This is a genomic window from Pseudomonas sp. NPDC089569, from assembly GCF_050280625.1.
Lineage (GTDB): Bacteria > Pseudomonadota > Gammaproteobacteria > Pseudomonadales > Pseudomonadaceae > Aquipseudomonas.
On the sequence record NZ_JBNNVQ010000007.1, the window covers coordinates 94,185 to 111,735 of the forward strand.

The following is a 17,551-nucleotide window of genomic DNA, read 5'->3' on the forward strand; positions in this document are numbered from 1 at the left end:
GCCCATTCCATGGGCGGCATGCCCCCTGACAATCAAGCCATCAACTGATCTTGATGAGCTGCGGCCCCTCCCAGCGCATCTCTTTCATCAGGCCGCGAGGCTCATAGGCACGCACCATAAGCCAGAACAGATCGCCTTTCTTGACGGGTAGCCAATTGGCGCGCTTGTCTGCACCGGGATCTTCAGCCTGCAGGTAAAGGGTCAGGCTGCCATCGCTGCCATATTGCAGCCCGGCTGTGCGGTCACCGATGGCGTAGCGATTGATCGGGTTGTCGATCACCGTGTATTTGCTGTTGTAGGCATGTAGCGACCAGAACGCATCTGCAACGGGGATTTGCTCCACCGGGAAATGCAGCTCGTAGCGCGAGTCGCCATTGAGCAGCGCTCCGGAACCATCCTTTTGCAAGACATGGTATGGATTTTCGGACACCGGCAGCGCGACGGTACCGGCCAGCGCCACCGAGGCCCTGTAGAGGTAGTCGGTATCATGGAAGTAACCCAGGCTGGCTCTTGGCACTGTCCAGCCATTGCGCGTGTGTTGCCCGGCCAGCGAACGGGTGGCGTCGATCACTGTTTGCCGGCCGTCGCGTTCGGCCCGGACCAGCCCCCTCAGAATGGCAGGTGAAAGTTGTTCGAAGCCGAGCTGCCCTTGAGCCAGGCCCAGGCTGGCAAATCGGCCGACGGTGGCAGCATCCTCTCGCGGCGGTGGGCATTGCTGCCACATGTCCTGCAGCACCTTGAAGTCGGCCAGGGGATCTTGCGCCGGGAGTGGTGGTCTGGGCAGGTCGGCAGCTACGCCGGGTACATTGTCCCTGCCCGCCAGGAAATCCGCGAGAGGCGCCACGACAACGCGCGTCTGGTAGTCGATCGCCTTGAGGCGGTCGTCGTCATCGGCGAAGTAGATCCGCATGACATTGAACGTTTGCGGCGTTCTGGACCTGAGCACCAGGTCGATGTCGGCAGGCAACATTCCGTTCCAGTCAGGACCGACCACCGCTACCCGTCCACCCTTGAACAGGCTGCGTCTGCTCGGGAGGCCGAAGGTCGAACCGAACAGATCACAGAACTGAATGCTCCAGTAACGATCATCCATTTGCGGGATCGAAATGATGTAAGGCTGCGCGCGCAGATCCAGCCACAGGGTGGAGTAGAGGGTATCGGTCTGTGGCGCGCCCGGCACGGCCGGGGTCACAGGCACATTGCGGTGCAACCATTGTCCCCAGAGCTGCCGGGTTTTCATCATTGGATCGCCTTCCATCATGCGTGCGTAACGCATGCGTGCGAAGTAGATCAGTGGATAGCCATAGACGTAGGCTTGCAGACCCAACTGGTAGGCCGATTCTTCATCCAGTTCCACGGCGCTTGCCAACAATTGCGGCCCGGGCAAACCGAGCGAGACACCCACGGCACCCAGGGCAGCCAAGGCCTTGAGCATGTCCCGTCTTGCGTACTGGCCCGGATTGACGTCCATCCCATTTTTCGAATCCATCGTGTCTTCTCCCATAGGCAAATCAAAAAGCGCGCTGCGCCACCGTCAGGAAAAACCGCAGGCGGCATCGAGCGAGCATTTCAGGATCTGTTTGCCCAAAGGCGTAGAGCGCGCCAACCCGGATGGAGTTGCCCGGAAGATGCTTCATTTCTTTGATTCACCTGTTATTTTTGTTCTGGCACCGAGGGAGTGACTCCCTGAGGTCACGCAGCATCGCAACCCTGATCGAGCATGCAAGCTATTGGCGAACGACGATGAATCCCTGGCTGACAAATAATTACCCCAATCACTGCGACCGTCTCTCGCTTTCACCTTCGACGGTCCTGGCGGGCATTCGTCTGCTGGAATCGCGCGGGACGTCGATGGAGGCGCTGCAACAGCGCTGGAATTTTCCGCTGTCGGCCCTGCGTCAACCCTATCTGCGCCTGCCAGCCTTTCTTTCCCGGCATTTCTGGGAGTGCGCGCGCCAGCTGGACGATGATCCGGCCATAGGGCTGGCGGCTGCCAGGCCGGCGGACCTGGGGCAATTGCTGGGCCTGAACTACCTCATGCAACTGGCGCCGACCCGGATGGAGGCGCTGCATACGATGCAGCGGTTCTGGCCGCTGGTGGCCAGTCACATCCAATTGCGCTTCGAGCAGCTACCGCAAAGGCTGGTTTTCGGTTTGCAGGAACCTGCACAACTACGCCCCGCGTTGGAGGAAGTCGACTACTGGTGCGCCAGGCAAATTCATCATCTTCGAAGCTGGGTGTGCGCACCCAATCCCATCATTGAAATACACCTGCGGCGTCCGCGTCCTGCCGACCCCGCGCCCTGGGAGCAACTTGCGAACAGGCCTGTCTATTTCGGCGCTCTGCGAGACGAAATGGTGCTGGATGTCCAGGCGCTGCAATTCGAGCGCCCGGCCGGTCCGCTTAGCGTGCGTCAGGCCCTGGAAAGTTCCATGGACGACTATGCCGGTCAGACCGCCAGGGGAAGCTTGCTGGAAATGGCCAGCGGAGCAGTACTCCAGGGGCTTCGCGGTGGGATCACCCTGGACAGCATGGCGCAGCGGCTGCACATGACCACGCGTACCCTGCATAGGGCATTGTTGCGCGATGGCTTCAGTTTCAGCGAACTGATCGATATTCATCGTCGCTATCTGGCCCATGACCTGCTCATGGACAGTCCCCTGTCCGTCGCCGAGGTTGCCGATCATTTGGGTTATAGCGAGGTCAGCAGCTTTACACGTGCGATTCGTCGCTGGTACGGCTCGACGCCCAGTGAGTTGCGCGACGTAGATCCCGAGCAGGGCTGAGGCAGCCCATTTTTACGAAACGGTCGGCACACAGGCAGTCGATTTAACCGGCAGCCTGCGTGCCGCATTGAAAAATGCTTACGGGCGTGTGCGTAGCCTGGCGACCAGATCAAGTCGTTGCTTGAGCGGATCGGTACCGGCGATCGCACCCTCGTTGGTGAAATGCATCAATAGATTGACGTTTGGATCATGCCGAGGCCATTCAAGCCTGCCCTCGCCATTGGGGTCGCCTTTTTTTCCAAAGGCAACCCAGTAGGCGCTGGCGAGATTGCCCATTGCCTTGTCGTCGGCCGTGACCGCCTTGCCCACTAAAGCACCTGGCAGGTTAAGGGTGTAGGGAATTTCCAGTGCATGCAGCGCACCCTTGCTCTTGCCGCGAAGACTCTCTGCGACATAGCCGAAGCGATACAGCCAGACAGGCTGGCCTGCCCTGGCCATTTCATCGGCCAAATGCCTGGCTGGCTCTACCAGGGTTTCGTCGGCAAAGACATCGGTCTTCAATTCCTCCAGGGTCTGCTCGCCGGTTGGGTCGTACAGGCTTCTTGCCAATGAGGCATCGGCACCGAAGGCGGCGAACAGCTCGTCCTTGCTGGCGGCCTTGCCGATTCCCAGGTCGCGATCATTGGCGCCGAGCAGGAGCGGTACCTTGGCCTGATGCCCGGCGGCCAGCGCTTGTTCCGGGGTCTCGACCAGCAATCGTCCATCGAGTATCGAACCGACCACGCCACTGACAGGAGCGCCGCCGGAAAGCCCGGCCAGCACTTCGCCAGAGGAAGTGCCCTCCACCAGTTTTTGTGCGGGCAACTTGCGCAATGCCGCCAGGGCTTGCGGTCCATCGCCATCAATACCCAGCGAGTGGGCGTAATCGCGGGCGCTCTTGCGGGCGACATCGAGCCGGGTCAGTGGCAGGGCGGCGGCACGCGCCGTCGGAATGCCCGGCGATTGCAGGATGGCACGATGGAACAGGCCTCGGGACAACGGTGAGGTCAGGTGCACCAGCACCGAACCGCCGCCGGCCGATTCGCCAAAAAGCGTCACCTGCCGGGGGTCTCCACCGAACGCGGCAATGTTGCGCTGCACCCACCCAAGCGCTGCCTGCTGATCGAGGTAGCCATAGTTGCCTTGCACTTCATCCGGCGCTTCCTGTTCTTGAGCAGGGTGAGCGAAAAAACCCAGGCGGCCCATGCGGTAATTCATGCTCACGACCACCACACCCTGTCTGGCCAGTGCATCGGCCGGGTAGAGCGAGCTTGCACCGTGGACCAGCGCACCGCCGTATATCCATACCATCACCGGCAATGGAGTGGTCGTGGCGGCCGGGCGCCAGACGTTCAGCGTCAGGCAGTCCTCGGACTTGGCTACCTTATCGACTTGCATGCATTCGGGCCCGAATTGATCGGCATCGCGCACACCGTCCCATGCCTTGGCCGGGCGTGGCGCACGCCAGCGCAATTCGCCGATGGGGGGTGTCGCGTAGGGAATGCCTTTGAAGCTCAGTACATCGTTCTTCATCACACCACGCAAAAGTCCCGTATCAACCTTCACGAGTTCAGGCTGCGCTGCCGCGTCTGTCCCTGCAATGACCATGTGTGGCAGCAGACCGCCTATCAGCAGCGTCGCAGACCAAAGTGGCGTTCTCATCGGTGTTGCCTCCTTTTGATTCGAATCGCCAACACCCTGCGCTCAACTGGCCGGGCAGCGCATCGAGCAACCATTCGGCGTGGCGACAAACGTAAGGATTCTGGGCGGTACTTGGCCCGAATGCATGTCTTCAACTGACAAAAACGACACCGCTGCAGGGGCGTAAAGCGCTAGTTGAGCTGTTTTCTATAGCTGAGTGGGGTCACGCCTTTCCAGCGGCGGAACGCGCGAATCAAACTGTTCTTCGAACTGAAGCCGGTTCGACTGGCGACCTGGTCCAGCGTCAAGTCGGGCATGGCCAGCAGCTTGAGCGACTGCGTCTCCCGAGTCTGATCGAGGAGTTGGGCAAAAGACGTATTTTGCGCCGTCAGGGAAGACTTGATGCAATGGGCTGGCAGCAGCAGGGAGTCGGCGAGCCGTTGCAGACTGGTTTCCTGTTCGAGTATTTCCGCCAGGCCTGCGCGCAAAGCGCTGAGTGGCAACGGCGCTCCCAGGCGGACCAGATACTGCAGGATCGGTTGTTCGACGCGTGCCAGCCAATGTGCATTGGCACCGGGAAGCGGTGTATCCCAGGCTTGGTGGTCGAAGACCAATGTCGCGTAGTCCTGGCCGAATACCACGGGAACACCCAGTTTCAGCCAGGGGCCGGGGTCGGCGGGCTGTGGGCGGGGCATTTCGATTCGGCGCAGAAATTGCGCTGCCTTGAGCCCGGATTGGCGCTCAAACATCTTCACATTGAAATAATTGAAGCAATCGCGTGCGGCATCGGCGGGTTGGCGAACGCCGGTGAGGCGAGTTTCCATTCGCCAGTCCCCCAAGTCGTCCTGAATCAGTTGTGGTCGGGTCACGGTTGTAAACAAGGGCAGAAACAACACGTAACGTCGTACGGCATCGCTGAGCGTGGCGCTGGTATAGAGCGCAAGATCGACGCCGTAGAGATCGGCGGGCCCCAGGTTTCTGGCGACGCGCAGGCCGAAGTTGGGATCGCCGCTCAACTCGACGGCACGCAGCCAAAGTGGCGTGATATCGGTCAAATCCAGGCGCAGTTCGTTATCGCGCAGGATGCCCGTGTCAAGGTTCAGATTGATGAGTACGGGTAACGGGTCGATGCCGTATTCCAGCTCCAGGGTCTTGGCGATGCCGCGGGTGACCGAGGCCAGGGTGGTTCTGGCGCCTGGGGCGGAGGGGGGTTGCATGATCTCCATCGCTGCGCCTGCTGATGACTGTGTGAATGGCGTGAGCATGACGCGGTGCGCCGGTGCGTGCAATCGATTGACGCAGCGGCGTGGAGGCGGGCAATCCAAATTGAACAGGTTCCTTGTGGTGCGGATTCTTCAGTGCGTCGCTTGCGTGGATAAAAAAAAGCCCCAGGCAAAATGCGAGGGGCGATGTCAGAGCAGCGCTCCAGTCGATGATTCTGTCCTTGCATGGGCAAGCGCCCATGGCTCGTGATTGCGGGCCAACGATGTGCGAGTCCGCGCAAAGTCTGTGAGCCATTGTTTGACAAATTGTATTCCGCGGCATGTGCGCGGGAGAGGGAGGATAGAAAAGCAGAAAAAGGCTGCGTGTGTTCGGGGTAACTATTTGTCAGCCAATGACTCATGGCTGCTCACCGTTTACTTGCAAGGTGCCTGCACGGTATTCGCTCCGCGTTTACTTTCACGCGATTGCCAGCACGCTCCCGGTGCCTGGCGGATTTTCGAATGCCTGGTCGCCAATACAACAATAACAGGTGAGTCAACACATGAAGCATGTAGCAATCACCCGCCGCGCACGCCGTCAGACGCCGCTCTTGTACCCGCACCTGCTGTCGCTAGGGGTCGCCATCGGTTGTCAGTCCGCGCACGCAGTAACCTGGCAGGTCAACGATGATTGGGGGCTGACCACCAATACCACACTCAGTTTCGGCACCAGTTGGGCACTGCAGAATGCCGACAAGTTTCAGATGACGGCAGCCGATGCGGCCAGCATTGGAAAGACCGGCACCGGATCCAACTACAACGCTGACAACGGCAAGCTCAACTTCAACAAGGGCGACACCATTTCCACGGTGTTCAAGGGGCTGACCGAGTTCGACTTGAACGATGGATCACAGGGTGCATTTATCCGGTTCAAGTATTGGTACGACCACGCTCTGGAAACCGGCAACGGCGACTTCGAAAAATTCGACGATTCCGGTTGGCAGGACTTGGCCCGGTTCAAGGGTTTTGAAGTACTGGATGCCTATGTCTGGAAAAGCTTCGACATCGCCGACCATTCATTGAATGTCAAAGTCGGTAATCAAGTATTGAGTTGGGGTGAGGCGCTGTTTATCCAAAACGGTATAAACGTGATCAACCCACTGGACGTCTCTGCGTTCAACCGACCGGGGGTTGAACTCAAGGAAGGGCAGTTGCCCGTCGAAATGATCAGCTTCAACTTCGACCTGAGCGACTCGGTCAGCCTGGAAGGCTTTTGGCAATACAATTTCCGACCCTCGGTGTTCGATGGCTGCGGCACGTTCTTCAGCGTTGCCGACAACTTGCAGGAAGGCTGCCAGAACAACTACATGATCGCCGGGGGGACGGGCACCACGGCGCAGACCCTGCAGGACTTCGATCCGGCGGCAGGTGCAGCCAACGCTCAGCGTGAACGCTACTTGCGACGCACCTCCACCCATTACCCGAGCGACACCGGCCAGTATGGCCTGGCCATGCATTACACCATCGAGTCGCTGCACGATGCCGACCTCGGTCTGTACTACATCAATTACCACAGCCGCACACCTCAGATCGAAGGGGTCATCGCTCGCCAGGCACCTGTGGGCACCAACATCAATATCAATACCGGCGACTATTCCAACGTCTATCCCGAGGATATCCGACTGTTCGGCGCGAGCCTGAGCGGTGTCATCGGGACCACCGCCACCTTCGGTGAACTCAGTTACCGTCCCAACATGCCGCTGGCCTACAACGGCGCGGATTTTGTCGGTCTCCTGGCGGGTTCAGGCACCACGCCGATACTGCCGTTGACGCCTGCCGGGGTTGCGGCGGCGCGGGGATCGGAAGTGGAAGGTTACGCGCGCAAGCCGCTCTGGCAGTTCAGCCTCGGGGCGGTCGATACCGTGTCCAATGTGTTGGGGGCCAACCGCCTGTCATTGGCGGGGGAAATGGGTTTCAACTGGATCGACAACCTCGATGGAGAACGTTTCGGTCGTGCCGGGGCCTTCGGTCGTACGTTGCCCACGACAGGGATCGCGACCTCTTGCGTGGGGGCCGGCGCCGGTGGCCTGAGCGCGGCGCAGGTGGCGCAAATGAACGCCGACTACTGCAACACCGAAGGCCTGTACACCGATTTTTCCTGGGGCTATCGCCTGCGCGCGGGACTGTCCTACGAGCAATTGCTGCCCGCCACCGTCATCACCCCCGCGATCAACTGGCGGCATGACGTCGAGGGCAACGGTCCGAACTTCCAGGAGGGTCAACAGGCGCTTGGCCTGACACTGACCTTCGATTACCGCAACGACTACTCGTTGGAGTTCGCTTACAACGAATTCCTCGGCACCAACAAATACTCAACCATCGATGACCGCGATTTCGCCTCGGTGAACCTCAAGGTGAGCTTCTGATGAAAAATGTCCTGCAAAAACTGCCTCTGGTTCTGGCGATGATGGCCGCTTGTTCAGTGGTCCAGGCCAAGCAAAACAATCCAGCCCTGATCGGAACCAAACTGACGCCGATGGGTTCTGAAATGGCGGCCAATGCCGACGGCAGTATCCCTGCCTGGAGCGGAGGTATTACCGTCAATGCCGGTACTGTCGGTGCCGACGGCAACTACACCGATCCCTTTGCCAGCGAGCGACCACTCTATACCGTGACCAAGGACAATGTCGGTCAGTACAAGAGCGTGCTGAGTCCCGGTCAACAGGCCATGTTCGTCCGCTTTCCCGATTACCGCATGCCGGTCTATCCCAGCCATCGTACCGCCAGCCTCCCGAAAGCCGACCAGGAGGAAGCCAGGAGCAACCTGGGCAAGGTCGAATTGGCCGACAACGGCTATGGCCTGAAAAACTACAATTTCGGCATTCCGTTTGCCGAGCCCACCGAACCGTTGGAAGTGCTCTGGAATCATTTGACTCGCTACCGTGGCGGTTCCTTCGTCCGTGACATGGCGTCGGCAACGGTGCAGGACCAGGGGCAAACCACGGTGGTCACCTACAACCAGGTCGGCGCCTTTCGAGACCGGATCAAGGACCTGGATCCGCAAGACAATCTGCTGTTCTTCTACCGTGCCCAGACCCTGAGCCCTTCCCGTTACGCGGGGGAGGTGACGCTGATTCACGAGCCGATGAATCAGGTGTCCGAAGCACGTTCGGCCTGGCAATACCTGCCAGGGCAACGCCGCGTGCGTCGCGCGCCGACCGTTTCCTATGACAGCAGCGCCCGCTACAGCTTTGGACAGGTTACCAGTGACGGCACCGACGGTTTTAACGGTGCGCCGGACCGGTATGACTGGAAGCTGATCGGCAAACAGGAACTGCTGGTGGGATACAACGCCTACAAGGTGTACAGCAAAACCCTGAAATACGCCGATCTGCTCAAACCCGGCCATCTGAATCCGGAGCCACTGCGCTACGAGAAACACCGTGTATGGGTGATCGAGGCGACGCTGAAGCCTGACGCACGTCATGTGTATGGCAAGCGTCGATTCTATATCGATGAAGATTCGTGGCAGATCCTGGCGTCGGACATGTATGACAGCCGCGGCGAATTGTGGCGCCTGTTCGAAGCGCATTACGCGATGCTGTACGACATTCAGGTCCCCACCACAGCAGTGGAGACTACCTACGATCTGATCTCCGGACGCTATGGCGTTTCGCAAATGACCAACGAAATACCCCAGAAAGCCACCTATGGAACCCCCATGGCGAAAGCCGACTTTACCCCTGCGGAAATCAGGCGCCTGGGTAAATAAGGGTGATCGAGCCTCCGAGGGGGCTCGTTTCCCGCTGCCGCTGATCCGGGAACCGACGATACGGGGTAGGCAATGTCGGCTTGCCGGACACCTCCATTTTGCTGGGTTGAACGTTTATGCGAGTCGTCTTGGTGGAGGACCACGCACTGGTGCGTGCGGGGCTTCGGGTGCTGCTGGAAAAGTGGGGTTACTCGGTGGTGGCCGAAGGTGGCGATGGCGAAGACGTCAAACACCTGCTCGATGCCTTCGAACCGCACGTGCTGATCATGGATATCTCGATGCCGCGCATGTCGGGTCTCGAGGCGCTCAGGCAACTGCGCGTCGACCGGCCAGGGTTGCCGGTGATTATGCTTTCGATGCACGGCACTCATGATTGCGTTGTCAGGGCGTTACAGGATGGGGCTTCGGGTTACGTACTCAAGGACGCCGTCGATATCGAGTTGCAATTGGCGATCGAGGCGGTCTTGAAAAACCATCGTTACCTGAGCCCGAAGATTTCCGCACAGGTCATCGACGCGATGAAGGCGTCATCCGCACCTTGCGGGCAAACGCCGCTGACGGCCCGCCAAAGCGAGGTGCTCTATTGGCTGGCCAAGGGCAAATCCAACAAGGAAGTGGCCTGGCAACTCAACCTCAGTGTCAAGACCGTCGATGAGCACCGCATGCAGTTAATGAAGCGCCTGAATATTCGCGACCTTCCTGGCTTGGTGGTCTACGCCATTCGCCAGGGCATTGTGGATCAGCTCAGGCACTGAGCCATTCGCTTGCCGGCGTCATCAAGACCGAATCGATGCGCGCCGATGGCGCCGGATCACGATTGAGCCCACTGGATTTTTTGTTTTTTGATGGAGTTACAGTCAATGAAAACGATGCTACTCAATGGACTGTTTTGTGCAGTCGTTGCGCTGGCGGGTTGCACAAGTTCGCGGGTGACACCCGACGAGTACTCGGGCTTTCTTCAGGACTATGGCCGGCTGCAACCCGCCGAAAGTGTTTCGGGAAAAGAAGTCATGCGCTGGATAGATCCGCAAGCGAAGTTGTCCGGCTACACCCGGATCTACATCGAACCGAGCCAGCTCTATCCGGCCCCCAAACCCACGGCCGTCATTTCGGCGCAGACGTTGCAAATGATTACCCGGTATTTCGACTCAGCCCTCAAGCGAGAATTCGGCAAGGACCTGCAGTTGGTTGAGGCTCCCGGCCCGAACACGATTGTCATGCGTGCAGCCATAACAGGCGTATCGACCAGAAACGAAGGCCTGAAACCTTATGAGGTACTGCCTCTCTGGTTGATGGCGGCAGCTGTCAATACTGCTGCGGGAGGCAGAGATCAAACGGTCGAAATCGCTACCGAGGCACAATTTCTCGACGGGGCCAGTCATGCGTTGCTGGCGCAGGTCGTGCGCAAGAGCGATGCGCAAGAGCTTGAAAACGACAGACAGCCGTTGACCCTCGATAACGTCAAGTCGGCGCTGGATGGATGGGCCGTGGATATGCGTCAGGGCTACGAAAAGCTCGCCGGTTCGACTGCAGGGCGTCGATGACCGATCAGGGCGCGTAGGTAAATCTCCCGGTATCGACCCCGGATTCGGCTTAAATACGGCGCGAAACGCCTCTTGATACCATTTGTACGTCTACCCGATTCCGGCTCTTTACCACGCACGGATTGCCAGGCTGGAGTCGGGTAGGCACCTGTACAGACACAAAGAAACGACAGACCGGGAGTCTCCCGTGCGTCCTCATTCTGCGGCATGCGACGACCCCGTAGTGATGCAGCGCATCGGTATTGAAATGGCATCGCACTGAAGAAGGGCACATGCAATGATCGGCCTCGAAGACAGTACCTCGGCGGGTAGAAAAAAAGATGCGCCCATTGTTCTGGACCTGTCTCTGTTCGACGCCATTACCGATGCGTCGCCCAACACCGTTCTGATCATCGATGAGCGGGGAATCATTCAGGCAGTCAGTCGCTCTGTATTGCAGAACTTCAATTTCGCCCGGGAAGAGTTGCTCGGGCAGCCGATTTGCGTCTTGATCCCGGAGGCTCATGACAAGCCCCAACCCGATTATCTGGAAAGTTTTCGCAGCGCTACCGGGCATGGAATCAACAATGGCGGGCGCGAAGTGGAGGGGCAACGCAAGGCGGGTTCCTGTTTCCCGATGCAGTTCAACGTCAATGAGTTCCGGCTTGGGGAGCAACGTGCCTTTGTAGGGGTTTGTTATGACATCAGCGAACGTCAACGACTCACCAAGCGGATAACCCAGCTTGCGACCTACGATGATTTGACCGGTTGCATCAATCGCCATCGATTCGTGGACATGCTTGAAAAGGCCTTGTTCAAATGCGAGCAGACCGATGGACGATTGGCCTTGCTCTTTATCGATCTCGATGGGTTCAAACAGATCAACGACAGCTATGGCCATGGTGTCGGCGATCGTCTGCTCAAGCAGGTCGCGGAGCGTTTGCGTCTGGCCCTCAGAGGCGCCGATATCCTGGGACGCGTGGGTGGCGATGAGTTCGTGGCGTTCCTCAAGCTCAATGAAGGGGACAACGCCGGCCAGATTGCAGAGCGTCTGATCAAAGGCCTCAAGGCTCTGTTCATGATCGATGGCGTACCGCTGCTGGTTTCCGCCAGCATCGGCATCAGTCTGTTTCCGGAGCATGGCGGATCGGCGGACAAGCTGATGAACGCGGCGGACATTGCCATGTACCGGGGCAAGGCGGAGGGTGGGGGCATGGTCAGCATGTTCAACCAGGACATGCGCGAGGAGAATGAACGCAGTTACCGCCTGGCCTCATTTCTGCGTGAAGCGCTCGAGCAGGGGCAGTTCGAACTGCATTACCAATTGCAATTCGATACGCGAACCTACCGGCCTTCGGGGATGGAGGCACTGTTACGCTGGCGCGATGGGTATGAGTTGGTCATGCCTGATCAATTCATTCCCATCGCCCTGAAGTATCGTCTTATGCCGGCCATTACCCGCTGGGTCATTGGCCAGGCTTGCGTAGACAATGCCTGGCTCATTGAACTGGGCATTCTGGACGTGCCCGTGGCGGTCAATGTCTGCGTGGACTCCTTTGTCGATGAACACTTTGCCCAAATGGTGCAGGAGGTGACCACTGACACCGGTCTGCCGGCCGGCAGATTGGTGCTGGAAGTGACCGAGGATGTGGCAATGAAGGGGGCGGAGCAGGTACTGCGCAATTCATTGGCGTTGCGCAATGCAGGCGTTCATCTGGCCATGGATGATTTCGGCACGGGGTATTCCTCACTGGGACGCTTGCGCAGTCTGCAGTTCCACAAACTGAAAATCGATCGCTCCTTCGTGGCGATGCTGCCTGGCAGTACGGCTGAACAGGAGATCGTCCGTGCCACGCTCAGCATCGCACGTGCCTTGGGTTTGCAGGCGATTGCCGAAGGCATCGAGACTCGGGAACAACTGGCGTTCCTGCAAGCCGAAGGTTGTACCGAAGGGCAGGGCTATTGGTTCGCCAGGCCCATGCCTCTGGAGGCGCTCATCACATGGCTGGTTGATGGCGCCGGTTCCCGGGAGGCATGACAGCGTTGCCTCACAGCAACAACCGCAAGGTTTCAAACAGCGCGCGGTCTTCCTTTCTGGCCGAGCGCGCATGGCGGCGAATGACCTGCAACAGGCAATCGGTGAAGCACTGGGCGGCATTGCTCAGGGCGCCATTGCGACGTGTCACGATGCTCAGTTGGCGGGGCTCGAATTGTTCGGCCAGGTCCAGGGAAACCACACGGCCGAGGAAGGGCGGGGCAATGCTGACGATCGACGGTCCCCAGGTGCACATGTCGGCCCGCTCGACCATCATCTGCAGGATCGCCAGCGAATGAGCCCGAACGATATGTTTCTCATCGATCTGCGCACCGTGTTTCCAGAACAACTCCTGCATCAGGGCATCATGACCATCCGGGGCGTAGTTCAATGTCCAGTTCTGCTCCAGCAGTTCATGGATGGAGCGGGCGTGCTGTTGTGCATGCCCCTCACGGACGAGCACAGAGGTCTGATAGTCGAGCAACGTTTGGCAGGCGAATTCCTGGCTTGATTGGCCGGGATGGATCTGGCCTATCGCGAAATCCATGCTGCCGTCGCGCAACAAGGGTTGGGCCACCGCCATCAGGCTTTCAAACAGCTCCAGTCTGATTTGCGGCATGCGCTCTCGAAACGCCAGAACCACCTCCGGCAGGAAGGTCAGCGCGATCCACGGTGTGACACCCACACAAAGCCGCCCCTGGGCCCTGCCGCGCAGGTGATCGAGTTCCGTTTGCGCGTGTTCCAGTTGCTTGACCACCAGTCGGGCGTGGGTCAGCAAGACTTTGCCGTATTCGGTGAAGTTCAGGCCGCTGGGGGTGCGGGTGAACAGGGGTAGCTGCTGACTGGTTTCCAGCTCCCGCAAGGCCTTGGTCACCGCCGCTTGTGAAATCTGCAACGAACGCGCCGCAGCGCGAATGCTGCCGGTTTCGGCGCTGGCGATCAGCGCTTGTAATTGATGCAGTTTCATCCGCTCACCTTATGGACAACCAATGGTTGTCATCATAACCAAACTGGGTCTCCCCAGCCCAGTTGCGCTTGCCTAAGATCGGCTCCAACAGCGCTGTTACAGGCGCGGGTCCTATCTCAGGAGAACAACAATGGTTACCAGCCAGGTGCTGCCGGGTATTGCAGCGATACAAGAGGAAATGATCGCGTTGCGTCACAGCATTCACGCGCATCCGGAGTTGGGCTTCGAGGAGTTCACCACAAGTCGTCTGGTGGCCGAGTGCTTGCTGCAGTGGGGCTATGAAGTCAGCACGGGCGTGGGCAAGACCGGGGTCGTCGCGACCCTGACAAATGGCCAGGGGCGATCCATCGGCCTGCGCGCCGACATGGATGCGTTGCCCATTCAGGAAGCCACCGGTCTGCCCTATGCCAGCCGAGTCGACGGCGTCATGCATGCCTGTGGCCACGACGGTCATACCGCCACGCTGCTGGCCGCTGCCCGGTATCTGGCGCAATCGCGTTCGTTCAACGGCACGGTGCAACTGATTTTCCAGCCGGCGGAAGAGGGGTTGGGTGGCGCTCGGAAAATGCTCGAAGACGGCCTGCTCGAACGGTTTCCCTGCGACGCGATTTTTGCCATGCACAACATTCCCGGCTACCCCGTGGGGCACCTGGGTTTCTACAGCGGACCGTTCATGGCCTCCGCCGACACGGTGAACATCAGGATCAACGGTTGTGGCGGGCACGGCGCGGTGCCACACAAGGCGATTGACCCGGTGGTGGTTTGCGCGTCGATCGTAATGGCGTTGCAAAGCATTGTGTCGCGCAACGTCAACCCACAGGACACGGCCATTATCACGGTGGGCTCGATTCACGCCGGCACTGTTTCGAATGTCATCCCCGACAGTGCCGACATGTGCCTGAGCGTACGGGCGCTGACCCCTGAAATCCGCCAGTTGCTGCAAGTGCGGATTACCGAGCTGGTCACCGCGCAGGCAAGCAGTTTCGGCGCCCGTGCGCAGATCGATTATCAGCGTTGCCATCCGGTATTGGTCAACGATCCCGAATCCACCGCGTTCGCCCGGGAAGTCGCGCGTCAGTGGTTGGGCGAAGGACGACTGATCGACAACCTGCGGCCATTCACGGCGAGCGAGGACTTTGCCTTCATGCTCGAGCAATGCCCCGGCAGTTACCTGGTGATCGGCAATGGCGATGGCGAAAGCGGCTGCCTGTTGCACAACCCCGGCTATGACTTCAACGATGCTTGCCTGCCGATTGGCGCCAGTTACTGGGTCAGGCTGGTGGAAAGTTTTCTGCGTTGAGACGCCGTTCTGACGAGCGTCCGTCTGTACCAACATCGACTGCGACCTGGAGAGGAAAAAAATGAACAAGATATTTGCAGCCGTTTCACTGGTCATGCTCACGGCATCGAACCTGGCCGGTGCGGCCGACTGGTCGGGCAAAGTCCTGAGACTGGGCGTGGATCCCACCTATCCACCGCTGGAGTACAAGAACCAGGACGGCACCCTGACCGGTTTCGGCGTCGACATTGCCGAGGCGCTCTGTACCGAGTTGCACGCCCGTTGCGTTTGGGTTGAAAGCAGCTGGGACGGGATGATTCCGGGACTGTTGGCGCGCAAGTTCGATGCGGTGGCGTCGTCGATGACCGTCACGCCAAAACGTCAGGAGCAGATCGCCTTCTCCGACAAGGTCTCCAATGCACCGGCGCGTCTGGTGGTGAAACGCGGATCGGGCCTGCTGCCCACCGTCGAATCACTCAAGGGCAAACGTATCGGTGTGGAGCAAGGCTCGACCCAGGAGGCCTATGCCAAGGCCGTGTGGGGGGCCAAGGGTGTAGAGGTGCTGTCCTATCAGAACCAGGACCAGGTGTACGCCGATCTGGTGGTCGGGCGACTCGATGCCTCGCTGCAGGGCGCGATCCAGGCCAGCTACGGTTTTCTGAACTCGGCGCAAGGCAAGGACTATGAGTTCTCGGGTGCGACGCTGGACGATCCGAAATTCTTCGGTGTGGGTGATGGCATTGGCTTGCGCAAGGACGATGTCGCATTACGCGAGGACTTGAACAAGGCCCTGGCGACCATTCTCGCCAATGGCACCTACGAGCGCATCAACAAGAAGTACTTCGACTTCGACGTGTACGGTGCGAAGTAGTCCCCTCGATTTCCGGTGCCGGGTGTTCCCCTGAATCATCCGGTTGCCGCCTCGACATTCATCTCGACCAACAAGAACAAGGAGAGAGAGATGCTTCTGGATGGCTTTGGCCCGCAGATTCTGCTGGGCACCCTGGCCACAATCAAACTGGCGTTGTGGTCATTGCTGGTCGCAGTCCTGGCAGGACTGATCGGCGCCAGCTCCAAACTGTCCTCCAATCGCATGTTGCGTGCATTGGCCACGGGGTATACGACCGCCATTCGCAGCATGCCGGACCTGGTCATCATGCTGTTGCTGTTCTTCAGCCTGCAGATGCTGCTCAACCGCCTGACCGATTGGCTGGGCACCCCGCAGATCGACATCGATCCGTTTCTGGCCGGCGTCGTGACGTTGGCGTTCATATACGGCGCCTACTTCACCGAGACCTTTCGCGGTGCCTTCCAGGCCGTCCCGACGGGGCAGATCGAAGCGGCGAGGGCCTACGGCATGAGCCGCGTACAGACCTTTCGCAAAGTCCTTTTCCCGCAAATGCTGCGCCATGCGCTGCCGGGCATCGGCAACAACTGGCAGGTGTTGATCAAGTCGACGGCACTGGTGTCGATCATCGGCCTGACCGACGTCGTCAAGGCCACTCAGGATGCGGGCAAGGGTTCGATGCAGTTCTTCTACTTCACACTGGTCGGTGGCCTGATCTACCTGGCCATCACCACGGTGTCCAATGGCGTGTTGAGCTGGCTGGAGCATCGTTATTCGGTCGGTGTCAGGAAGGCTGCGCTATGAACGGCATTCTCCAGGAATATTGGCAGGCTTACCTGTGGAACGATGGCGCTCACTTTTCCGGGTTGGCCGTGACCTTGTGGTTGCTCATCCTGTCGGTGGTGATCGGCTTCGCGCTGGCGGTGCCGCTGTCGATTGCCCGCGTCAGCCGCAACCCGCTGATTCGCTTGCCGGTGTGGTGCTACACCTACGTGTTTCGCGGCACGCCGCTGTACATCCAGCTGCTGTTTTTCTACACCGGCGTATACAGCCTGCATGTGGTCCGCTCCCAGGATTTTCTCAACGCCTTTTTCCGTGACGGGTTCAATTGCACGGTGCTGGCGTTCGGGCTCAACACCTGTGCCTACATGACCGAGATTTTTGCAGGTTCCATCAGGGCAACCCCTTACGGCGAAATCGAGGCGGCCCGGGCCTACGGCATGGGCCGGTTCACCCTCTATCGGCGAATCATTTTGCCGTCGGCATTGCGTCGGGCCCTGCCGTTTTTCAGCAATGAAGTGATCCTGATGCTGCACTCGACTTCGGTGGCCTTTACAGCCACGGTCCCGGATTTGTTGAAGATCGCCCGGGACGTCAATTCGGCGACCTATGCCTCTTTCTCCGCGTTCGGGATCGCGGGGCTGTTGTACGCCGTTAGCGCCTGTTTGCTGATCTGGCTATTCCGTCGCGGCGAGTTGCATTGGCTTGCCTACCTCAAACCGCGCACTCACTGAAGCCA

General features: G+C 59.2%; 15 protein-coding genes. 10 read left to right on the forward strand and 5 right to left on the reverse strand.

Annotated elements, in window-relative coordinates:
• Positions 1-40 precede the first annotated feature (40 nt).
• Together ACQKP2_RS05630 and ACQKP2_RS05635 are read right to left on the reverse strand one after the other, a co-directional pair.
• A complete protein-coding gene (locus ACQKP2_RS05630) occupies positions 41-1,489 on the reverse strand; it encodes a DUF1254 domain-containing protein (protein ID WP_427575046.1) in 1,449 nt (482 codons plus the stop codon).
• Positions 1,490-1,511: 22 nt separating this feature from the next.
• Positions 1,512-1,637: a hypothetical protein gene (locus ACQKP2_RS05635; protein WP_427575047.1), complete on the reverse strand. Its 126-nt coding sequence runs from the start codon at positions 1,635-1,637 to the stop codon at positions 1,512-1,514.
• Positions 1,638-1,743: 106 nt separating this feature from the next.
• On the opposite strand from ACQKP2_RS05635, the gene ACQKP2_RS05640 reads away from it, so the two are divergent.
• The gene (locus ACQKP2_RS05640) at positions 1,744-2,787 is read left to right on the forward strand and encodes a helix-turn-helix domain-containing protein (RefSeq protein WP_427575049.1); all 1,044 of its coding nucleotides are present in this window, start codon (positions 1,744-1,746) and stop codon (positions 2,785-2,787) included.
• Positions 2,788-2,865: 78 nt separating this feature from the next.
• Here the strand turns inward: ACQKP2_RS05640 and ACQKP2_RS05645 are convergent, their stop codons facing one another.
• Both ACQKP2_RS05645 and ACQKP2_RS05650 read right to left on the reverse strand, forming a co-directional pair.
• The gene (locus tag ACQKP2_RS05645) at positions 2,866-4,428 is read right to left on the reverse strand and encodes a carboxylesterase/lipase family protein (RefSeq protein WP_427575051.1); all 1,563 of its coding nucleotides are present in this window, start codon (positions 4,426-4,428) and stop codon (positions 2,866-2,868) included.
• Between the two features lie 170 nt (positions 4,429-4,598).
• Positions 4,599-5,624 (reverse strand): AraC family transcriptional regulator ligand-binding domain-containing protein, encoded by a 1,026-nt coding sequence (locus ACQKP2_RS05650; RefSeq protein WP_427575052.1) that lies wholly within the window; start codon positions 5,622-5,624, stop codon positions 4,599-4,601.
• Positions 5,625-6,172: 548 nt separating this feature from the next.
• On the opposite strand from ACQKP2_RS05650, the gene ACQKP2_RS05655 reads away from it, so the two are divergent.
• From ACQKP2_RS05655 to ACQKP2_RS05675, 5 genes are all read left to right on the forward strand, one after another.
• Entirely contained in the window at positions 6,173-8,035 is a 1,863-nt protein-coding gene (locus ACQKP2_RS05655; RefSeq protein ID WP_427575054.1) for a DUF1302 domain-containing protein, read from the forward strand.
• Entirely contained in the window at positions 8,035-9,381 is a 1,347-nt protein-coding gene (locus ACQKP2_RS05660; protein WP_427575055.1) for a DUF1329 domain-containing protein, read from the forward strand. The genes ACQKP2_RS05655 and ACQKP2_RS05660 overlap by 1 nt, the downstream gene beginning before the upstream one ends.
• Before the next feature lie 116 nt (positions 9,382-9,497).
• Entirely contained in the window at positions 9,498-10,136 is a 639-nt protein-coding gene (locus ACQKP2_RS05665) for a response regulator (RefSeq protein ID WP_427575056.1), read from the forward strand.
• Between the two features lie 105 nt (positions 10,137-10,241).
• Positions 10,242-10,925 carry a DUF3313 domain-containing protein gene (locus ACQKP2_RS05670; RefSeq protein ID WP_427575058.1) on the forward strand — a complete coding sequence of 228 codons (684 nt, stop codon included), beginning with the start codon at positions 10,242-10,244 and terminating at the stop codon, positions 10,923-10,925.
• 277 nt (positions 10,926-11,202) lie between these two features.
• Positions 11,203-12,942 carry a putative bifunctional diguanylate cyclase/phosphodiesterase gene (locus tag ACQKP2_RS05675; protein ID WP_427575059.1) on the forward strand — a complete coding sequence of 580 codons (1,740 nt, stop codon included), beginning with the start codon at positions 11,203-11,205 and terminating at the stop codon, positions 12,940-12,942.
• A gap of 10 nt (positions 12,943-12,952) precedes the next feature.
• Here ACQKP2_RS05675 and ACQKP2_RS05680 read toward each other — a convergent pair whose 3' ends face one another.
• The gene (locus tag ACQKP2_RS05680; protein WP_427575060.1) at positions 12,953-13,906 is read right to left on the reverse strand and encodes a LysR family transcriptional regulator; all 954 of its coding nucleotides are present in this window, start codon (positions 13,904-13,906) and stop codon (positions 12,953-12,955) included.
• Positions 13,907-14,036: 130 nt separating this feature from the next.
• Between ACQKP2_RS05680 and ACQKP2_RS05685 the strand changes: the two genes are divergently transcribed.
• From ACQKP2_RS05685 to ACQKP2_RS05700, 4 genes are all read left to right on the forward strand, one after another.
• Complete coding sequence (locus ACQKP2_RS05685) at positions 14,037-15,206, forward strand: M20 aminoacylase family protein (protein ID WP_427575061.1); 1,170 nt, start codon at positions 14,037-14,039, stop codon at positions 15,204-15,206.
• A 61-nt stretch (positions 15,207-15,267) separates the two neighbouring features.
• Entirely contained in the window at positions 15,268-16,056 is a 789-nt protein-coding gene (locus ACQKP2_RS05690; protein ID WP_427575062.1) for an ABC transporter substrate-binding protein, read from the forward strand.
• A 90-nt stretch (positions 16,057-16,146) separates the two neighbouring features.
• Positions 16,147-16,836, forward strand: a complete 690-nt coding sequence (locus tag ACQKP2_RS05695; RefSeq protein ID WP_427575063.1) for an ABC transporter permease — start codon at positions 16,147-16,149, stop codon at positions 16,834-16,836.
• Entirely contained in the window at positions 16,833-17,546 is a 714-nt protein-coding gene (locus ACQKP2_RS05700; RefSeq protein WP_427575064.1) for an ABC transporter permease, read from the forward strand. Before ACQKP2_RS05695 ends, ACQKP2_RS05700 begins: the two co-directional genes overlap by 4 nt.
• The last annotated feature ends 5 nt before the right edge of the window (positions 17,547-17,551 follow it).

What these genes read in the sequence shown, in the direction of transcription:
- ACQKP2_RS05695 (WP_427575063.1), top strand. Translation starts at nt 16,147, where the DNA reads ATGCTTCTGGATGGCTTTGGCCCGCAGATTCTGCTGGGCACCCTGGCC.
- ACQKP2_RS05650 (WP_427575052.1), bottom strand. Translation starts at nt 5,624, where the DNA reads ATGCAACCCCCCTCCGCCCCAGGCGCCAGAACCACCCTGGCCTCGGTC.
- ACQKP2_RS05690 (WP_427575062.1), top strand. Translation starts at nt 15,268, where the DNA reads ATGAACAAGATATTTGCAGCCGTTTCACTGGTCATGCTCACGGCATCG.
- ACQKP2_RS05670 (WP_427575058.1), top strand. Translation starts at nt 10,242, where the DNA reads ATGAAAACGATGCTACTCAATGGACTGTTTTGTGCAGTCGTTGCGCTG.
- ACQKP2_RS05660 (WP_427575055.1), top strand. Translation starts at nt 8,035, where the DNA reads ATGAAAAATGTCCTGCAAAAACTGCCTCTGGTTCTGGCGATGATGGCC.
- ACQKP2_RS05665 (WP_427575056.1), top strand. Translation starts at nt 9,498, where the DNA reads ATGCGAGTCGTCTTGGTGGAGGACCACGCACTGGTGCGTGCGGGGCTT.
- ACQKP2_RS05640 (WP_427575049.1), top strand. Translation starts at nt 1,744, where the DNA reads ATGAATCCCTGGCTGACAAATAATTACCCCAATCACTGCGACCGTCTC.
- ACQKP2_RS05700 (WP_427575064.1), top strand. Translation starts at nt 16,833, where the DNA reads ATGAACGGCATTCTCCAGGAATATTGGCAGGCTTACCTGTGGAACGAT.
- ACQKP2_RS05685 (WP_427575061.1), top strand. Translation starts at nt 14,037, where the DNA reads ATGGTTACCAGCCAGGTGCTGCCGGGTATTGCAGCGATACAAGAGGAA.
- ACQKP2_RS05675 (WP_427575059.1), top strand. Translation starts at nt 11,203, where the DNA reads ATGATCGGCCTCGAAGACAGTACCTCGGCGGGTAGAAAAAAAGATGCG.
- ACQKP2_RS05680 (WP_427575060.1), bottom strand. Translation starts at nt 13,906, where the DNA reads ATGAAACTGCATCAATTACAAGCGCTGATCGCCAGCGCCGAAACCGGC.
- ACQKP2_RS05635 (WP_427575047.1), bottom strand. Translation starts at nt 1,637, where the DNA reads ATGAAGCATCTTCCGGGCAACTCCATCCGGGTTGGCGCGCTCTACGCC.
- ACQKP2_RS05630 (WP_427575046.1), bottom strand. Translation starts at nt 1,489, where the DNA reads ATGGATTCGAAAAATGGGATGGACGTCAATCCGGGCCAGTACGCAAGA.
- ACQKP2_RS05645 (WP_427575051.1), bottom strand. Translation starts at nt 4,428, where the DNA reads ATGAGAACGCCACTTTGGTCTGCGACGCTGCTGATAGGCGGTCTGCTG.
- ACQKP2_RS05655 (WP_427575054.1), top strand. Translation starts at nt 6,173, where the DNA reads ATGAAGCATGTAGCAATCACCCGCCGCGCACGCCGTCAGACGCCGCTC.